An 18,506-nucleotide genomic window follows, 5' to 3' on the forward strand; every position below is an offset into this window, starting at 1 on the left:
GCGATTGGATTCCGGCACTCGATCACCGCCTGATCCGGCTCAAGGCGTTGCCCAACGACTTCCAGACCGACCTCGTCGAGACGGCGGAACGTGGTTAGACGTCATCGGGGCCCTTGATGTGGCGTGCGGGGTTGTGACCGTCGTCGAGCATCTTCACGACGGTCAGCATCGGCTGGGTGCCCTCGTGTTTGACCATGCCGGGCGACACGCCGAGGCGGAACGAGCCGGGCGCGGGCCTGCCGTCGGGGGTGCGCGGGAGGAAGTCCAGCGGGGAGGGGCCGTCGGCGAGGTAGACCGCGCAGTCGGACAGGACCGCCACGGGCAGCAGCGCCTCGTCGTCGAGGTTCAGATGCCCGGTCGGGGCGGGGGTGCGCAGGCCGGCGAGGGCGGTCTTGAGGACCTTCCGGTGCATGTTGACGCGGGCGGTGGCGATGACGGCGGCCCGGATGTCGGGGCGCCAGGTCGGGCGTTCGAGGGCGGGCCACCGCTCGCCGTGGATGTGGGACGCGCCCTGGGGCCGTTCGCGGAGTTTCCCGATGCCGCCCTTGACGGTCGCCTTGATCGCCGACAGTACGGCGGCCAGGGCGGGGTCGGCCTGCTGGTGGCGGTCCATGGCGGCGAGGAAGTCGGTGTCGCTCATCCCCGTCACGACGCCGAGGTCGGCCATCGTGGCTTTGTACGCCTCGGACAGACGCTTGTACCAGGGGTCGAGGTAGGGGCCGGATTCGGGGCGGAGCCAGGCTTCGACGGGGGCGATGGTGGCGGGGAGCCGGTAGGTGTCGACGAGTTCGCGGGCGTAGGCGACGGTCGGTGTCGCGTACCAGGCGGGGCCGGTGGGGCGGGTGCCGTCGGGGGTGAACGGGCTGGGCAGGCGCGGGTCCAGTTCGATGCCGGACAGGTCGACCAGCCACGAGCCGGGGACGGCCGGGTCGAAGGCGGGCGCGACGGCGTGGACGGGGGCGCCGAGGCCGACGACCAGGCGGTTGGCGGCGGCGAGGAAGGCCGTGTTGATGTCGATGCCGACGCCGTGGCTGCGGGCGCATTCGGCGTCGGTGAGCAGTTGGGGGTCGCGGATCCAGTCGCAGGCCTCCTCGTCGAGGGCCTCGGCGGGGGTGCGCCGGTGGCCGCGCGGGAACAGGGCGGCGGCGACGGGGTGTTCGTCGGGGGCTTCCGGCGGGGCCGGGTCGACGGGCTCGGTCAGGGAGCCGCGCATCGGGGCGGAGACCCAGGCGCCGCTCTCGTCGTCCTTGACGGCGCGGGTCGGCGGCCGCAGGGCGGACATGGTCTCCAGGCCGGACACGGCGGTCGAGCCGCGCGGGGTGATGACCCGCCGGGCGTAGAGGGCGAGCGTGGCGGCGAGGTCGGCGGGCGGCAGCCCGTCGGCGCCCTGCCAGGAACGGGGGTCCAGGGCGCCCCAGGGCAGGACGGCGAGCTGCACGCACTGGCGCCGACCGCCGTGTGCCGGGCGGTAGATGCGGGCCCAGGGGCCGAAGCCGCGGCGCGTCAGTTTCCATTTCGCGCGGGTGATCGTGCGGACGACCGGGTGGTCGTCGGGCAGGCGCAGACCCCGCCGGTCCGCCAGGGCGGCGGGCAGGCCGAGGAGTTCGACGGCCTCGGCGGTGAGGACGATCAGCGGGTCGGAGTCCTTGCCGAACGGGTGGAGCCGAGGCGCGCCCAGTTTCGCCTCGCGCAAGGTCCAGTCGACGAGTTGGGGGACGTCGGTGGCGGGGCAGTCCAGTACGAGGCCGTCGGCGCAGTACAGCTGTCCGTCGCCGTCCAGTACGCCGAGAGGGCCGTTCGCGAACCGGGGGTCGGCGGCGGAGGGCAGGGCGGAGGGCGGCTTCCTGGTGGAGCCGTGCGTCTTGGGTGCGGGGGCAGGCGTCTTGGGTGCGGGGGCAGGCGTTTCGGGCGCGGCTGGCTGCTGTCGGGGGCTGCGGGGCGGAGGTGCTGCCGGGGCGGGGGTGGCGGGCGGTGCCGATGCCGGTGCGGGATGGCGGGCGGCGAGGCCCTCCAGGAGGCGTACGTAGGCTGCGCGCTTGGGCGGGCGGGGCTCGGTGCGGCCGGCTTCCCAGCTGGTGACGGTCTCACGCCGTACCGACAGGGCGCGGGCGATCTGGTCCTGGCTGAGGCCGCCCGCTTCCCGCAGCCGTTTGCGTTCGGCGGGGTCCGGCAGATCCTCCTGCGCGGCGGCCTGCTCCAGCAGTGCGTCGACCGACGCGAACAGCTTGCCCTGCTCCTGGGACACCGGGACCACCTCCGCGGCCACCCTATCCCGAACGCACATTCCGTAGCGGTCGAACACACAGCGGGCGGACGTGGGCGAGTTGGCCGGTGTTGATCTCCCGGACGGGGCCCGCGTGCTGAGACGGTCTTTCCGACCGCCGGACCACGAGGTGCCGGGTGGTGGAACAGGCCGGATCTGCGGGAAGGACAAACATGGCGGAATTCGAGATCCGGAGCGCGAGCGCCCGGGAGATCGGGCTCATGCGGGACTGGGCCGACGAGGAGGGGTGGAACCCGGGCGACTCCGACCGCTGGGCCTTCGCCGTCGCCGATCCGGAGGGCTTTTTGATCGGCCGTCTGGACGGCGAGCCGGTCGGCTGCATCTCGGCCGTGCGCTACGGGGCCGGCTTCGGGTTCATCGGCTTCTACATCACCCGCCCCGACGTGCGCGGCCAGGGTTACGGGATGCGGCTGTGGCGGGCGGGCATGGACCGTCTGCAGGGCCGCACCGTCGGGCTCGACGGCGTGGTGGACCAGCAGGAGAACTACGGCGGATCGGGGTTCGTCCGTGCGTGGAACAACGTCCGGTTCGAGGGGGTGCCGGCAACGGGCGGCACGGCAGGGGCGCTGCCGGAGGGGGTCTCGCTCGTCGACGGCCGTTCCCTGTCGTTCGGGCGGCTGGCGGCCTACGACCGGAGGTTTTTCCCCCAGGCCCGTGACGCCTTCCTCGCGGCCTGGGTCGGCCTGCCCGGCCGCAGGGCGGTGGCCGCTGTGCGGGACGGCGAAATGCGCGGGTTCGGTGTCGTGCGCCCGTGCAGCGGCGCCTCACGCATCGGGCCTCTGTACGCCGCGGACAAGCAGGTCGCGGCGGCGCTGGTGCACGCCCTCGCGGCGGACGGGGAGGGGGCGGCCGTGGCGGTCGACGTCCCCGACTGCAACAGACCGGCCATGGAGCTGGTGGCCGAGCTCGGCCTCTCCCCCACGTTCGAGGCGGCCAGGATGTACAGCGGGCCGGTGCCCGAGGTCGACCGGGCGGGTCTGTTCGGGGTCACCAGCCTGGAACTCGGCTGAACCTCCGGGCCCCGCACGGCGGGTGAGAGGCGGTCCTCAGGGACGGGGGCCTCAGGGACGGCGGGGGCCCGGGCCCTCGTACTCGCGGTCGTCGACGGGCGCGTCGGGCAGTTCGCGCTCCAGCGCTTCGCGGTAGCGCACGCAGCCGCGCAGGAAGCGCGGCCAGGGCGGCACCGCGACGTCGGGTTCCAGAGGTTCGGGCAGCAGGGACCACAGCTGGGGGTGGTGCCAGCACAGGTCGTGTCCGGAGCTGTCCCGGTGTGCGCGGATGGCGGTGCGCAGCCTGCGTACTTCGGCAACAAGTTCGTCGCGGCCCAGGCCGTCCAGGTCGTCGTCGAGAGGGTCGTGCGGGACCATGGGCGCACCTTAGGGGCGCTCGGGCGCCGGGCGGGGGACGGGCCGCGGCGGGTCGGGGCTCTCACCCGGTCGACGCGGGCGGGGCCAGGCGGCGGGTGTAGGTGAGGCCGGGGAGGCCGCCGAGGAGGGTGGTGCCGGTCTCGGTGAACCCGGTGCGGGCCAGGACTGCTCGGGAGGCGGCGTTGTCGAGGGTGGTGGCTGCGCGCAGGGTGGTCAGGTGGTACTGGGCGGCGGCGACGGTGCACACCTGACGGACGGCGCTGGTGGCCAGACCCTGGCATGCCGCCTTTTCGGCTATGCGGTAGCCGAGTTCGGCGCTGTGGTCGGCTGCGTCGACGAGGTTGACGCGGCCCAGTATCGCGCCGGTGTCGTCGGCGATGACGTGGAAGTGGCAGGTTCCGGCGGCCTGTTCGGCGAGCAGGTCGTGGAGGCGTGCGTCGAAGTGGGTGAAGTAGTCGTCGCCGCGATCGGGGACATGTGTAGCGAAGTAGGCCCGGTTGTCCCGCTCGAAGGCCAGGAGTGCGGGGGCGTGGTGGGGGCGCAGGCGCTGCAGCTGGGACATGGGTGAACGTTACGCCCAACCGGGGTGGTGCGGCGGCCGGGTGCGGGCCCGGCCGCCCGGGTCGGTGCGCGGTGGCCGGCGGCCGGTCACGGGGTTCGGGTGGTGATCCATCGCTGGAGCGCGGCGTGGGTGGTGTCGTCGAGGGCGCACAGGGCGTCGATGGCGGCGAGATCGCCGGGCAGGGGTGCGATGCCCGCGGTGGTCAGGGCGGCGTGCAGGTCCAGGCGGCGCCGGTCGCAGGGTTCCAGCGGCAGGGGCACGCGCTGCTCGGGGTGGGGTGCGGCCAAGAGGTAGTCGCCGGGTTCGAAGGCGCCGTGGTCGCAGGGCGCCGGGTCGTCGAGGGTGCCGGGGAAGCGGTAGGGGTCGGCGGTGGACGGCGTGCCGGGTGCGGTCATGGTGGAAACGGGCCAACCGGTCATGGGTTCCTCCTGAGTTGTCGGGCAACTGGCTAGGAGGACTGCGGCCGGGCCCGGGGCAGTTGCAGTACGGGGGGTTTGCCACCCGAATGCCCTCTATGGCATCTCTTCACTCTTCACATGTGGGATGAACGGGCGCGGGGGCGGAAGCCCGGGGGTGCTGTCCGCGGCCGGGACGGGCCGGGCCGCGGACAGCGGCGCAGGCGCTACCGGTCAGGGCGTCCAGACACCGGTGGCGGCGGTTTCGCGGGCGAAGTCGGTGAAGTCGCGCGGGGCGCGGCCGAGGACCTCGCGGACGCCGTCGACGAGGTGGGCGTTGCGGCCGTCGAGGAAGACGGCGAAGACGTCGGCGTAGGTCTGGTCCTGGCCGGCGTCTCTGAGGACGGTGCGGTACTCGTCGACGGTGACGGGGCGGTAGGTGATGGTGCGGCCCGTGGCCTTGGAGAGTTCGTCGGCGACGTCGGCGAAGCTGAGCAGGCGGGGGCCGGACAGTTCGTAGGTGCGGCCGGTGTGGGCGGGGTCGGTCAGGGCGGTGACGGCGACGTCGGCCACGTCGTCGGCGTCGACGAAGGGGGCGAGTGTGTCGGCGGCGGGGACGGCGAGGCAGCCGGCGAGGACCGGCGGGAGGAAGAAGCACTCGGAGAAGTTCTGGTTGAACCAGTTCGAGCGCACCACGGTCCAGTCGGCGCCGGATGCCTTGAGCTGGTCCTCCGCGGCGCGGGCGCCTTCCTCGCCGATGCCGGACAGCAGCACGATGCGGCGGGCGCCGGCGGCGACGGCGGTGCGGCAGAAGGCGCCGACGGTGTCGGCGGCGCCGGGGAAGGCGAGGTCGGGGTAGTAGCTGAGGTAGACGGAGCCGGTGCCTTCGAGGGCGGCGTCCCAGGTGGCGGAGTCGTTCCAGTCGAAAGGCGGTGTGCCGGAGCGGGATCCGGTGCGGGCGGCCCGGCCGCGTAAGCGGAGCCGTTCGGCGACGCGGCGTCCTGTCTTGCCGGTGCCGCCGGTGACGAGCGTCGGGCGGGGGTCGGTGTGCTGTGTGGGTGTCATGCCGTCAGTCAAACCGAGCGGTTCAACTGGGCGCCAGAGCCCTTGAGTTGGAGTCGAGGATTCCTGCCGGGACCGGTGGCGGGCCGGTCAGGTGGACGGGCAGGGCGTGGTAGCCGAAGGCGATGAACCCCTCGGTGGGGGTGAGCCGGTCGGCGGGGACGGCGAGGCACAGCGCCGGGAATCTCTCGAAGAGGGCGGGCAGGGCGACGGCGGCTTCCATGCGGGCGAGCGGCGCGCCGGGGCAGAAGTGGACACCGTGTCCGAAAGCGAGGTGTTCGGCCTCTCCCCTGCCGGGGCGGCGGATGTCGAACCGGTCGGCGGTGGGGCCGTGTTTGCCGGGGTCGCGGCCGGCTGCGGCGTAGGCGGTGAGGATGGCTTCGCCGCGGCGGATGGTGGGGCCGCCGGGCAGCGGGATGTCGTCGACGGCGTAGCGCAGGGGGACGTTGGCGACGCTGGGGGCCCAGCGCAGGGTTTCCTCGATGGCGTCGTGCCAGGGCACGGCGTTGTCGAGGAGGAGCCGGAGCTGGTCGGGGTGGGTGAGCAGGGCGTGGACGGCGTTGCCGATGAGGTTGACGGTGGTCTCGTTGCCGGCGCCGATGACGAGGAGGAGGGTGTCGAGGAGTTCCTGTTCGCTCAGAGTCGATCCGTCGTCGTCGCGGGCGGCGACGAGGGCGCTGGTGAGGTCGTCGCCGGGGTGTTCGCGTTTGTCGGCGACGAGGGCGGCGAGGGCCGACTGGACGTCGTGGACGGTGCGTTCGGCCTCCTGGGGGGTGAGGGTGGTGTCCATGGCGCGGGCCATGAGGTGGGCGAGGTGGGGGCGGGAGTTTTCCGGGACGCCGAACAGGTCGCAGATGACCTGCATGGGCAGCGGGTGGGCGTAGGCGGCGCGCAGGTCGACGCTTTCGCCGGGTGTGGTGTTCTCGAGGGTGTCGAGGAGCCGGGCGGTGGCGTTGCGGATGCGGGGCAGCATGGCCTGAGTGCGGCGGCCGGTGAAGGCGGGGGCGACGAGTTTGCGCAGCCGCCGGTGTTCGGGGCCGTAGGCGGTGTCCATGTTGTGGACGCCGACCCAGGTGCGGATCCAGGTGTCGTGGTGTTCGCCGCGCTGCCAGGCGGGCCAGTGGCGGCGGGGGTCCTTGGAGACGCGGGGGTCGGTGAGCAGGGTCTTGAGGAGCGCGTGGGTGTTGATGGACCAGGCCTGGATGCCGGCGGGGAGTTCGACGAGGACGGCGGGGCCGAGGGCGCGCAGGCGGGCTGCTTCGCCGTGCAGGTCGCGGCCGGCCGGGTCGAGGGCGAAGGTTCCCCGGGGGCAGGCCGGGGGCGGCTGGTGGGCAGGAGTGGGCTGGTGGCCCATGGGGTGCTCCTCGGGGCTCGGGCTCGGGCTTCGGTTCATGCCGGACCGGTTGCGGTGTCGATGCGGGCGAGGCCGCGGGCGTGGCGGCGGGCGGCGCCGCGGGAGACGGCGAGCGGGTCGAAGTCGTCGCCACGGTGCGGGAGGAGGGACGGGTCGGCCAGGACCGCGCCGCGGGTGACCTCGGGGATGAGGCGGCGGCCGAGGATCTGCGAGGCGCACATCATGGCGCCGGTGGCGACGCCTTCGATGCCGGAGCCGTAGCAGGTGCTGGTGCCGACCACGTGGAGGCCCTCGACGGCGGTGGCGGTGTCGGGGCGCTCGCCGGTCGCTCCCCAGCGGGCCAGGCCGTAGGGGGTGCCGGCGCGGGAGTGGATGTAGCGCTCGTGGGTGAGGGGGGTGGCCGCCTCGAGGTGGGTGATGTGGCCGCGGAAGGGGCCGAGTGCTTCCTCCGCGGCGTTCAGCATCGCCTCGGTGAGCTCCTGTTTGCGCTGCCGGTACAGGGGGCTGCGGCGGTAGCGGCCGCCGTCGGCGGGGCTCGCTTCGGCTCCCCAGTAGGCGTGGTCGGGTGGTACGAGGGTCATCACCTGGAAGTTGCTGTGGCCTTCGGGGGCGATGTTGCGGGCGCCGGGGTCCTTGAGGGAGGAGAAGGACACGAACAGGAACGGCACCGGGTCGATGCGGTGTTCGGCCAGTTGCTGGAACCCGTCGTCGATGTCGGTGTGCCGGTACCACCAGAGGTTGGCGTTGGGGCGCTGCGCCAGGGTGGTGTCGAGGGCGACGTACAGCACGGCGAAGGGCAGCGACATGGTGGAGGTGCGGGTGCGTTCCGCGGTGTCGGCGTCGAAGTGCTCCTCGCCGACGAGGCCCTGGACGGTGCGGGTGTAGTCGGCGTTGGAGACGACGAGGGGCGCGGTGAGGACCTGGCCGTCGGAGAGGGCGACGCCGGTGGCGCGGCCGGAGGTGACGAGGATGCGTTCCACCCGGGTGCGGGTACGGACCTGGCCGCCGTGCGACTCGATGACCTCGACGAGGCCGGCGGGCAGCATCTGGCCGCCGCCCTTGGGGTAGTAGGCGCCGTGCAGGTAGTGGTCGACGATCGCCGCGTGGGTGGGCAGCGGGCACTGGTGGGGCGGCAGGCCGTAGGTGGGGGCGTGGGCGGCGAGGACGGTGCGGGCCCGCCGGGAGAGCCCGCAGTGGTCGAACAGGTCGGCCAGGGTGCGGTGTTCCCAGGCGGTGAAGGCGGGGCTGCGGGCGGCGAGCTGTTCGCCGGTGAGGTTCTCGTCGCTGAGCAGCGCGGCGCGGCCCTCCGAGCCGACGGCCGAGCAGATCGCGGTGAAGGTGTCGATGCCGGCGGCATCGCCGGGTAACGCCTCGCACAGGCATTTGCGGTAGCCGTCCCAGCCCGCGGGCACGTCGAGGGTGAGGCCGGGGACGACGATGCGGTCGAATCCGTCCTGGTCCATGGGCAGGTAGGAGATACGGTCCGCGAGGCCCAGGCCGCCGAAGACGGAGGGCAGCAGGCCGCCGGGGCCGCAGTCGCCGAGGTAGTGGATGCCCACGTCGAACTCGTAGCGGCGGCGGCGCCGGAAGACGTGGCTGTTGCCGCCGGCGACGTCGTGCTGCTCCAGCACGAGGACGCGCAGGCCGCTCACCGCGAGGTAGGCGGCGCAGACGAGGCCGCCGATGCCGGAGCCGACGACGACGGCATCCCATTCTTTGCGATTCGCCATGCTGCGAGGAAACCGGGCGGCTCGCAACAGGCGTGCAAGGCGCACCCGGAGGGGCCCGCTCCGCGGTGGCGGGAAACGGGGCGTGCCGCTCTGGGGGCGGGGGCGGGGCGCGGGTCAGGGGGCCAAGGGGCGGCCGAGGAGGCGGGCGGTGAGGGCGTCGATGAGGTCGGGGGCCTTCCCGTCCAGGACGGCGGGAACGGTGAGGTCGTCGACGATCATGCCGTGCACGGCGAGGTAGAGCAGGACGACGTCGGTGCGGTCGCCGGGCAGGCCCGCCTGCAGGTGGAAGCGGATGTTGCTCTCGAGCTCCGTGGCCAGGATCTCGTTGAGTTCGGCGCCCAGTTCGGGGCGGCGGGCCCCCTCCAGGCGCAGTTCGAGCATGGCGAGGTAGCTGCTGCGGTCGCCTTCCATGCGCTCGTGGACCTGGCGCAGCAGCCGGGCGACGAGGTGGTGGGTGGGCGGGGCGGTGAGGGTGTCGGCGAGCTCGACGGGGTCGGGGGTGAGGCGTTCGCGGGTGCGCTGCATGATCTGGCGCAGCAGTTGGGCGCGGTTGGTGAAGTAGTTGGAGCAGGTGCCGACGGGGACGCCTGCTTCGGCGTCGACGGCGCGCAGGGTCAGTCCGCGGGACCCTTCGCGGGCGAGGACTTCGATGGCTGCGTCGAGCAGGGCGGTGCGGCGCCGGGGGTTGTGTCGCATGGTCTTTCTCCGGTGTTCTTCTCCGGACGGCGTTTCTCCGGACACACCGAACCCACGTCAGGCGAAGTACTGCGTCCGGAGCGTTCAGGAGACTACCGGCTGGCGGGCCGCGAGGTGGGCTGGGCCCGCGGGGGCGGCGCTCTCGGCGTCCACCAGTGCGAGGAACTCGTCCCAGTCGAAGACCCGTTCCGCCCGGTGGGCGGTGACGGGCCCGTGGCACCACAGCACGGGACGCGGGTGGCCGGCGTCCATGAGCGCGTCGCAGTTGCCGGGCGAGTCGTCGAGGAAGACGTCGGTGAACCGGCACGCCTTGTCGGCGGCGATCGTCAGCGAGTCGACGGGGAAGTCCCAGGCGGCCAGCCAGGCCGCCGTACGGCGCCAGGCCAGCGGCGCGGACACCCCGGTGATGGCGCGCGCGGTGATGTAGTGCAGGCGGTGGCCCGCGCGGGCCAGTTCGCGGGCGGCCTCGAGCGCGCCGGGCAGCGGGGCACCCTCGGTGAACACCACGTTCTCGTGCACACCGCGCCCGCACAGGGCGAAGAACTCCTGCTCGCTCAGGCCCCACTGGTGGACGTACCAGTCCCACGACTCGGCCTCTGCCGAGCACGGGCGGCCCAGGGCGCCCTCGGCGTAGCGGGCGACGACGTCCACGAACGGGTAGAGCACCCCGTCGATGTCGAGACCGATGTCCAGTGTGCGGGCCACGGTGCCCTCCTGACCTTGAACCGGCGTGGGGCGGCGGCCTGGGGGCGGCGGCGCCCGGTGCTCATCATGGGCCGGTGCCCGCAACGCCCGCGCAACGCTCGGCGGTGCGCGGGCGGGGCGGCGCGGTGTGACGACGGGCCCCGGGGGCCGGGCTTGCACCTGGCTTGCTCCAGGCGCGCTTTGCTGGCCCGTGGACGCCGGGACCGTTCCCCCACGCCGAAAGGGCCGCCCTGTGACGCAGTACGAGCACGCCGAAGCCGCCGGAGCCGCGCAAGCCGCCGATGTCGTCGCCGAAAGCTCCGGAACTGCCAAAGCCGCCGGAGTCGCGGAAGCCATCGCCGTCGTCGGGATCGGCTGCCGGCTGCCGGGCGGGATCGACACCCCGGACGCGTACTGGACGTTCCTGTTGGAGGGCCGGGAGGCGGTCGGCGATCTGCCCGAGGGGCGCTGGGACGGTTACGCCGGCCGGCCCGGCGCCGCCCGCGCGCTGCGTTCGGCGCCGCGGCGCGGCGCGTTCCTCGCCGACGCGGCCGGTTTCGACGCCGCGTTCTTCGGCATCACGCCCCGCGAGGCCGAGCTGATGGACCCCCAGCAGCGGCTGGCGCTGGAGGTGGGCTGGGAGGCGCTGGAGGACGCGGGCATCGCCCCGCACACGCTGGCAGGCTCGGACGCGGGTGTGTTCATGGGCGCCGGCAGCGACGACTACGGGCGTCAGATGCTCGAGGACCTGCCGGCGATCGAGGCCTGGTCGGGGATCGGCGCGTCGCTGTGCGCGATCGCCAACCGCCTCTCGTACGCGCTGGATCTGCGCGGCCCCAGTCTCGTCGTCGACACCGCCTGTTCGTCCTCCCTCGCCGCCCTGCACCTGGCCTGTCAGAGTCTGCGCAACCGCGAGTGCACGTACGCGCTGGCCGGCGGTGTGCACCTGGTGGCGGCCCCGGGCCTGTCCCTGGTCCTCGACGCGGCGGGCGCCACCTCCCGCGACGGGCGTTCCAAGTCCTTCGACGCCGCGGCCGACGGCTACGGCCGCGGCGAGGGCGTCGGTGTCCTCGTTCTCAAGCGGCTCGAGGACGCCCTCGCGGACGGCGATCCGGTCCGGGCCGTCATCCGCGGCAGCGCGCTGGCCCAGGACGGCCGCACGAACGGGATCATGGCGCCCAGCGGCGCGGCGCAGGAGCAGGTGGTGCGTGCCGCGCTGCGCCAGGGCGGCGTCGCGGCGCGGTCGGTGTCGTTCGTGGAGGCGCACGGCACCGGCACACGGGTGGGCGACCCGGTGGAGGTGAACGCGCTGGCGCGGGTGTTCGGCGCCGGCCGGCCCGAGGACCGGCCGTGCATGATCGGGTCGGCGAAGGCCAACATCGGGCACCTGGAAGCCGGCGCCGGGGTCGCCGGGGTCATCAAGGCCGTCCTTGCCCTGCAGCACGGGATCGTGCCGCCGACCGCGAACATCCAGGAGCTCAACCCCGACATCGACTGGGCCGCCTCGGGGCTGTCCGTGCCCACGCTGCCGGTGCCCTGGCCGAAGGAGGACGCGGTGCGGCGGGCGGGGGTGTCCGGCTTCGGCTACGGCGGCACCGTCGGCCACGTCGTACTCGAACAGGCCCCCCGACCGGCCGCCGGACAGGGCCCCGTGCGGGACGGGCGGCAGGCGGCGGACGGAGACGAACCGGGCGGCGTACCGCGGCTGTTCGCGTTGTCCGGCGCGTCCGGCGACGACGTGCGCGCGCAGGCCGACTCGCTCGCCGGCTGGCTGCGCGGCCCCGGCGCGCACGCGCCCCTGGACGGCGTCGCCCGTACCCTGCTGGCCCGCCGCAGCCACGCCGCCCACCGGGCCACCGCCGTCGCCGAGGACCACGGCGGTCTCGCCGCGGCCCTGGAGCTGATCGCCGAGGGCGGCGCCGCGCCCGCCGTCTCGACGGGGCGGGTGCTTCCCGGCAGCGGGGGCGGCGCCGTGTGGGTGTTCTCCGGGCACGGCTCGCAGTGGGAGGGCATGGGACGCGAACTGCTGCTCACCGAGCCCGCGTTCGCGTCCGCCGTCGACCTGGTCGAGCCCGTATTCGCCGAGGAGCTCGGCGTCTCACCGCGCCGGGTGCTGCTCGAGGGGCCGCTCGGCGGCACCGACCTCGTCCAACCGATGATCTTCTTGGTGCAGGTCGGCCTCGACGCCGTGCTGCGGGCCAGGGGCCTTGCCCCGGCGGCGGTCGTGGGCCACTCGGTCGGCGAGATCGCCGCCGCCGTCAGCGCCGGTGTGCTCGGCGTGGCGGACGCCGCCCGGCTGATCTGCCGCCGCTCGGTCCTGCTGCGGCGCGCGATGGGCCGCGGTGCGATGGCCATGGTGGGCGCCGGCTTCGCCGAGGTTCAGGAGCGCGTCGCAGGCCGCCCCGATGTCGTCGCCGCGATCGCCGCCTCCCCCGCCTCCACCGTCGTCTCCGGCACACCCGAGGCCGTGGAGGCGCTGTGCGCCGTGTACGAGGCCGAGGAGGTGATGGTGCGGCGGGTCGCCTCCGACGTCGCCTTCCACAGTCCGCAGATGGATCCGCTGCTCGGCGAACTGGCCGCCGCGGCCCGTTCGTTGCGGGTCCGTACGCCCCGGGTGCCGCTGTACTCGACCGCCTTGGACGACCCGCGCTCCACCGCCCTGCGCGACGGCGCCTACTGGGCGGCCAACCTGCGCAACCCCGTCCGGCTGGAGGCGGCGGTCCGGGCGGCGGCCGACGACGGCCACCGGGTCTTCGTCGAACTGTCCGGCCACCCCGTCGTCACCCACTCGATCGGCGAGACGCTGGAGGCGGCCGGCCACGACGACGTGCTCGTCACCGCCTCCCTGCGCCGCGAGCGGCCGGAGCGCGCCACTCTCCTCGCCCATCTCGGCGCGCTGCACTGCCACGGCGCCGCCGAAGGCCTCGAGGCACCGGACGGGCCGCTGACCGCGCTTCCCCGCCGCGCCTGGCAGCACGTCCCGTACTGGCGCAGCCCCTCCCCCCAGGGGCGGGTGGAGGAGGAGCACGACACCGGCTCCGGCACCCTGCTGGGCGCGGAGGTGAGCCTGGCGGGCGCCGCCTCGCCGCGGCTGTGGCGCACCCGTCTCGACGCGGACTGCCGGCCCTATCCCGGTGCGCACCCCATCCACGGCGTCGAGGTGGTGCCCGCCGCCGTGCTGCTCAACACCTTCCTCGCCGCCGGGCGCACCGACGGTCTCGAGGACGTGGCGCTCAAGGTGCCCGTCACGGTCACCGGCGAGCTGGAGGTGCAGGTGGTGGAGCAGGCGGGCGGGATCAGTCTCGCCTCGCGCCGCGCCCCCGGCACCGGCGACGAGGCGCAGGCGTGGAGCACGCACACCACGGCCCGGCTCCCCCTCGGCGGCACACGGGCCGAGGAGCAGGAGCAGGAGGAGGCCGTGGGGGTGCGGGAGATCCTGAGCCCCGGCGCGGTCGTCGAGCGGCTGCACAAGGTCGGCGTCGGCGATGTCGGCTTCCCCTGGCAGATCACCGAACTGAGCGCGGCGGAAGGCAGGTTGACCTCTCGGTTGCGGCCCGTGTCCGGCGGCACGCACTCCCCCGAGATGGCCCGCGCCTCGCTGCTGGACGCCGTGTTCTCCATTGCCCCGCTCGCCTTCGACGACGACGGCCAATTGCGGATGCCGTCCGCCGTGCGCCGGGTCCGGCTGCCGCTGGAGCTGCCCGACGCCGTCACCGTGCACATACGCCCCGCGCCCGCGCCCGGCAGCCCGGACACCACCGACGCGGTGGTCCGCGGCGAGGACGGCCGGCTCCTGGGTGTCCTGGAAGGCCTCACGTTCGCCACCCTCGACGGCCCAAGCGGCACCGCCGGCCTGCCTCCGCAGCGCCTGACGCACACCATGACCTGGCCCGCGGCCCGACTGGCCGCCGAGGGCCGGGCGCGGCTGCGGACCGTCGCCCTGGTCGGCGACAACGCGCCCGGCACCCTCGCCGACGAGGTGGCCCGCGCGCTCGGCGCTGCCGGTCTGCGCTGCCTGCGCGCGAAGGACACCGACACGCTCGGCGCTCTGGTCGACGACCTCGGCCAGGGGGACGCGGTCCTGGTCCTGCCCGATGTGAGCGGCGCCGCGGCCGGGGCGGCCCGCCGCTCCGCCTGGCGGCTCGCCGCCACCGCCCAGCTGCTGCTGGCCCGCTGCGGATCCCTTCCGCCCCGGCTGTGGGCGCTGACCGAAGGCGCCTGGCAGGCAGACGGCGCCAACGCCGTCGCGCAGAGCGCGGTGCTCGGTCTGGTCCGCATCATCGCGGGCGAGCACCCCGAACTGCACGCCCGCGCCGTCGACCTCGATGCCGGCACCCCGTCCGATGTGCTGTCCGGTCCGCTGGCCGAACTGCTGCGCGCCGCACCGGAGGCGGACGTCTACCGGGTGGGTGCGGGCGGAGTACGCGCCGCCCGTCTCACCCCGCTCGTGCCCGCACCCGCGGCCACCGCCGGCGACGGCGACGCGGGCGGGCCGGTCTGCCGGGCGGACGGCACCTATCTGATCACCGGCGGGCTCGGCGCGCTCGGTCTCGAGGTCGCCACCTGGCTGGCCGGGCGGGGAGCGCGGCGGATCGTGCTCGCCGGCCGTACCGCCCTGCCGCCGCGCCGTACATGGTCCGCGCAGAGCGAGCCGGGCACCGTGCGGCGTATCGAGGCGGTGCGGCAGCTGGAGGCGCTCGGCGTGAGCGTGACGAGCGTGGCCGTCGACATCGCCGACCCGGCCGCCGCCCGGGCGGCGCTGGACACCGACGCGCTCGGTCTGCCGCCCGTCCGCGGGGTCGTGCACGCCGCCGGTGTGCTGGACGACCGGATGCTCGGCGACCTCGACGAGGCGTCGCTGGAGCGGGTGCTCGCGCCCAAGGCGGGCGGGGCGCTCGTGCTGGACGAGCTGTTCCCGCCCGGCAGCACCGACTTCTTCGTGCTGTTCTCCTCCATCGGCTACCAGCTGGGGCTGACCGGGCAGTCGAGCTACGCGGCCGCCAACGCCTGCCTCGACGCCCTCGCTCGCCGCCGGCAGGCCGCCGGCGACACGGGCACGACCAGCTTCGCGTGGACGTCGTGGCGCGGTGCGGGCATGGCGGTCAGCGACTTCGTCGACGCCGAACTCGCCGACCGCGGCTGCGGCAGCGTCGATCCTGCCGATGCCCTGCGCGCCTGGGAGTACGCCGCCGGCTGCGGCGCCCAGCCCTATGTGGCCGTCCTGCCGGTCACCGGCGCCGCGTCCCTGCCCGTCCTCGGCGAGCTCGCCGCACCCCAGGCCGACCCCGACGACGGGGCGGGCGAGGCGCCCGCGCTGCCCGAGGGGCTCGCTCCGGAGGAGCTCGGGCCGCTGCTGCTGGCCGAGGTCGCCCGGCAGATCGAGTCCGAACTCGGCCTGAGCGCCGAGCGGCTGGACGTGCACCGGCCGCTGACCGAGCTGGGGCTGGACTCGGTGATGACGCAGGTCCTGCGGCGCGGCCTGGAGCGGCGGCTGGGGCTCAAGCTGCCCGCCACGCTGGTGTGGAAGCACCCCACCGCCGCCGCCGTCGCCGCGTTCCTGGTCACGCAGCTGGCCCCCTCCCCCGTGTGACACCGCCCGCCCCCGTGTCTTGAGTCCTTGTTTCCGTGCCGTCCCGAAAGGACCGCTTCCATGCGCCACGACGACATCCATCTCGCCGCGACCGGTGCCTGGCACCCCAAGACGGTGCCGGTCGACGAGGCGATCGCCGACGGCCGCTACAGCCGCGAGTTCCAGCGCGCCACCGGACAGCAGCGGGTCGCCGTCGCCGACGACGACACCGACTCGCAGCCCGCCATGGCGATACGCGCCGCCCGCACCGCGCTCGGGCGCTCGGGCTTCGGCGCGGACCGGTTCGGTCTGCTGCTGCACGGTGTGGCCACGCACAACGGGCTGCCCGGCTGGAACGCCGCCTCCTACCTTCAGCACCATGTCCTCGACGGGCACGGCGTGTCCTTCGAGATCCACCAGCTGTCCAACTCGGCCGTGGGTGCGCTGGAGTTGGCGTGCACGCATCTGGCAGCGGGTCCGGCCGGCCGGGCCGCGATGATCACCGCGGCGGACCGGTTCGGCGACCGGGCCTGGGACCGGTGGCGTTCCGCGCCGCCCGTCTTCGTCTTCGGCGACGGCGCGAGCGCCGCCGTGGTGGCGCGCGGGAGCGGCTTCGCCCGCGTCCTTGCGACCGTGTCCGTGGCCGACACCGGCCTGGAGGGCATGCAGCGCGGCGCGATGCCGTTCTCGGCCGACCCGGCGGAGGGCTACCCGATCGGCTTCTTCGACCGGGTGATGGAGTTCTCCGACACCCTCGCCGGCGGGCTGGACGAGGCCAAGCGGCGCATGGCGGATCTGATGCACCGCGCCGGTGCCGCCGCCCTGGCCGAAGCCGGCATCACCGCCGCCGATGTGCGCTGGGTCGCCGGTCCGGCGCTCGGCCGCGAGGCCCTGTACGAGCAGTGCCTGGACCCGCTGGGCATCGACATCGACCGCTCGACGTGGACCTTCGCCCGCCGGGTCGGGCATGTCGGCTGCACGGACCAGTTCGCCGCCCTCGACGACCTGATCACCTCCGGTGCTGTCGAGGCGGGCGACAGGGTCCTGATCGCCGGTCTCGGCGGCGGCTACAACTGCACCGTCGCCGTACTGGAATTCACCGAGACGCCCGGGGCGGACCGATGTCGCTGACACCAGCCGCGGTGTGCGTGCCCGACCATGTACGCCGCTATCTGGAGCCGGGCCGCTACGTGGACAGCGCCCACCCGGCCGTGCGGGAGGCGGCGGCCCGTATCGCGCCCGGCGCGCACGGCGTCGACAAGGCCCGCGCCCTGTACGAGCAGGTACGCGACACGGTCGGCTACTGCAGCATCCCGCCGGGCCGGGCGATCTCCATGGGCGCCTATCTGCGCGATGTGGAGACCTACCGTGCCAGCAGTGTGCTGGCGGAGGGGCACGGCTTCTGTGTGAGCAAGGCGTCGCTGCTCACCGCGCTCGCGCGCGCGTCGCACATCCCGGCCCGGGTGGCGTTCGCCGACGTCGTCAACCACCACCACACCGGGCGGCGGCTGCGCGCGGCCACCGGCACCGACGTGTTCGCCTGGCACGGCTACAGCGAACTGTGGCTGGACGGCCGCTGGGTGAAGGCGACGCCGATGTTCCACCGTGAGCTGTGCGACCGGCTGGGGGTGGCGCCCACCGTCTTCGACGGCAGGACGGACGCGCTGCTGCCGTCCACGGACCGGCGGGGGGCGGCGTTCTTCTCCTACGCCGCCCGGCACGGCAGCTTCCACGACGTCCCCGTCCGTTTCCTGGCCACCCGGATACCGCAGCGCTATCCGGGGCTCGACGACTACCGGCAGGTGTCGGATCCGGGTACGGGCCGGGCCGAGTGACGCTGCGTCATGTCCCGCACAGCAGGGGCGGGCTCCGGCGGGATCCCCCCGCCGGGGCCGCCGCGTGGTGCGGGCACGGCGCCGTCAGAAGGTGCGCGGAGCGTGGGGCGGCATGGCGGGCGGGCCTGCGGCCGGACGGGTCGGTGTGGCGCGGCCGTGGAGCTTCAGGCAGTGCGCCAGGCAGCCCAGGGCCGCCGTGCACAGCAGGGTGCGCATGATGTTGGTGGTCGCCCAGGTGCCCTTGAACTTGTCGACGAGGGCGAAGTCGCTCACCTTGGCCGGGTCGCCCAGCTGGGCGAGCTCGTTGTTCAGGGGGATGTTGACGGAGAACGTGATGAGCAGCGCCACCAGGTAGAAGGACGCGGCGATCGCGGCCCACAGGGCCGGTGAGCGGCGGCCGCGGCGGTATTCGATGACGGCGGCGGTGGTGGTGGCGATGAACGCGGCGATGAAGACGAGGGCGAACAGGCCGCTGTTGTCGATGAGCTGGTTGAAGTTCTGCATCGCCTCGACGTAGACCCGGTCGTGGGTGCGGGCCAGGCCCGGCATGATCGACACGTCGAAGGTGAAGAACAGCCCGGACATCAGCCCCATGGTGATGGTCGAGAGCACGAGCAGGATGCCGGTCGACCTGCTCGGCGCGGGGGCGGGCGCCGGCGGGGGCGGCACGGGCGCGTACGGATTCACGGGGCCGTACTGGTGGTACGGATTGGCAGTCATCGGGGTCGTCCTCACTGTGGTCGTGACTGTGGTCGTGTCCGACGCTCACGAAGCTCGCGAACGGTGCCGGGCCGATACGCGCAAGCGTCGGGAGCCTAGGGCGGGGCCGAGCGTGCGGGCGGGTTTCGCGAGCGGGGCTGGACGCGGTCTCGAGGCGGCCGGGGCCGGTGGACCGCGTCACAGGGCTGTGCGCCGCAGGTCGGGGGCGAGCGGCGGGCGAGGAGGTGTCGACGGTTTCTCGAGCGGCT

Annotated in this window: 14 protein-coding genes; 4 read left to right on the forward strand and 10 right to left on the reverse strand. The window is 74.1% G+C overall.

Annotated features, from left to right (window positions below; all coding sequences use genetic code 11):
* Nucleotides 1–94 precede the first annotated feature (94 nt).
* Nucleotides 95–2,284, reverse strand: coding sequence for a telomere-associated protein Tap (gene tap, locus ACIQ7Q_RS25295; RefSeq protein WP_403866334.1), 2,190 nt, complete (start codon nt 2,282–2,284; stop codon nt 95–97).
* A gap of 152 nt (nt 2,285–2,436) precedes the next feature.
* Between tap and ACIQ7Q_RS25300 the strand changes: the two genes are divergently transcribed.
* Nucleotides 2,437–3,294: a GNAT family N-acetyltransferase gene (locus ACIQ7Q_RS25300; protein WP_403866337.1), complete on the forward strand. Its 858-nt coding sequence runs from the start codon at nt 2,437–2,439 to the stop codon at nt 3,292–3,294.
* A 51-nt stretch (nt 3,295–3,345) separates the two neighbouring features.
* On the opposite strand, the gene ACIQ7Q_RS25305 is transcribed toward ACIQ7Q_RS25300, so the two are convergent.
* From ACIQ7Q_RS25305 to ACIQ7Q_RS25340, 8 genes are all read right to left on the reverse strand, one after another.
* Nucleotides 3,346–3,651, reverse strand: coding sequence for a hypothetical protein (locus tag ACIQ7Q_RS25305; protein ID WP_403866340.1), 306 nt, complete (start codon nt 3,649–3,651; stop codon nt 3,346–3,348).
* A gap of 61 nt (nt 3,652–3,712) precedes the next feature.
* Nucleotides 3,713–4,213, reverse strand: coding sequence for a GNAT family N-acetyltransferase (locus tag ACIQ7Q_RS25310; protein ID WP_403866343.1), 501 nt, complete (start codon nt 4,211–4,213; stop codon nt 3,713–3,715).
* Between the two features lie 86 nt (nt 4,214–4,299).
* Entirely contained in the window at nt 4,300–4,632 is a 333-nt protein-coding gene (locus ACIQ7Q_RS25315; protein WP_403866346.1) for a hypothetical protein, read from the reverse strand.
* Nucleotides 4,633–4,842: 210 nt separating this feature from the next.
* The gene (locus ACIQ7Q_RS25320) at nt 4,843–5,673 is read right to left on the reverse strand and encodes an NmrA family NAD(P)-binding protein (protein WP_403866350.1); all 831 of its coding nucleotides are present in this window, start codon (nt 5,671–5,673) and stop codon (nt 4,843–4,845) included.
* 22 nt (nt 5,674–5,695) lie between these two features.
* A complete protein-coding gene (locus tag ACIQ7Q_RS25325) occupies nt 5,696–7,024 on the reverse strand; it encodes a cytochrome P450 (protein WP_403866353.1) in 1,329 nt (442 codons plus the stop codon).
* Between the two features lie 35 nt (nt 7,025–7,059).
* Nucleotides 7,060–8,754 carry a phytoene desaturase family protein gene (locus tag ACIQ7Q_RS25330; RefSeq protein ID WP_403866356.1) on the reverse strand — a complete coding sequence of 565 codons (1,695 nt, stop codon included), beginning with the start codon at nt 8,752–8,754 and terminating at the stop codon, nt 7,060–7,062.
* Between the two features lie 114 nt (nt 8,755–8,868).
* Nucleotides 8,869–9,450 (reverse strand): TetR/AcrR family transcriptional regulator, encoded by a 582-nt coding sequence (locus tag ACIQ7Q_RS25335; protein WP_403866358.1) that lies wholly within the window; start codon nt 9,448–9,450, stop codon nt 8,869–8,871.
* Between the two features lie 84 nt (nt 9,451–9,534).
* The gene (locus ACIQ7Q_RS25340) at nt 9,535–10,155 is read right to left on the reverse strand and encodes a hypothetical protein (protein WP_403866361.1); all 621 of its coding nucleotides are present in this window, start codon (nt 10,153–10,155) and stop codon (nt 9,535–9,537) included.
* Between the two features lie 232 nt (nt 10,156–10,387).
* Between ACIQ7Q_RS25340 and ACIQ7Q_RS25345 the strand changes: the two genes are divergently transcribed.
* The 3 genes from ACIQ7Q_RS25345 to ACIQ7Q_RS25355 are packed head-to-tail and all read left to right on the forward strand — an operon-like array spanning nt 10,388 to nt 17,538.
* The gene (locus ACIQ7Q_RS25345; protein ID WP_403866364.1) at nt 10,388–15,724 is read left to right on the forward strand and encodes a beta-ketoacyl synthase N-terminal-like domain-containing protein; all 5,337 of its coding nucleotides are present in this window, start codon (nt 10,388–10,390) and stop codon (nt 15,722–15,724) included.
* 60 nt (nt 15,725–15,784) lie between these two features.
* Complete coding sequence (locus ACIQ7Q_RS25350) at nt 15,785–16,834, forward strand: ketoacyl-ACP synthase III family protein (protein ID WP_403866367.1); 1,050 nt, start codon at nt 15,785–15,787, stop codon at nt 16,832–16,834.
* Entirely contained in the window at nt 16,825–17,538 is a 714-nt protein-coding gene (locus tag ACIQ7Q_RS25355; protein ID WP_403866370.1) for a transglutaminase family protein, read from the forward strand. Before ACIQ7Q_RS25350 ends, ACIQ7Q_RS25355 begins: the two co-directional genes overlap by 10 nt.
* Before the next feature lie 84 nt (nt 17,539–17,622).
* Here ACIQ7Q_RS25355 and ACIQ7Q_RS25360 read toward each other — a convergent pair whose 3' ends face one another.
* A complete protein-coding gene (locus ACIQ7Q_RS25360; RefSeq protein ID WP_403866372.1) occupies nt 17,623–18,258 on the reverse strand; it encodes a DUF1772 domain-containing protein in 636 nt (211 codons plus the stop codon).
* Between the last annotated feature and the right edge of the window lie 248 nt (nt 18,259–18,506).

Source organism: Streptomyces sp. NPDC096176 (assembly GCF_044763255.1).
Lineage (GTDB): Bacteria > Actinomycetota > Actinomycetes > Streptomycetales > Streptomycetaceae > Streptomyces.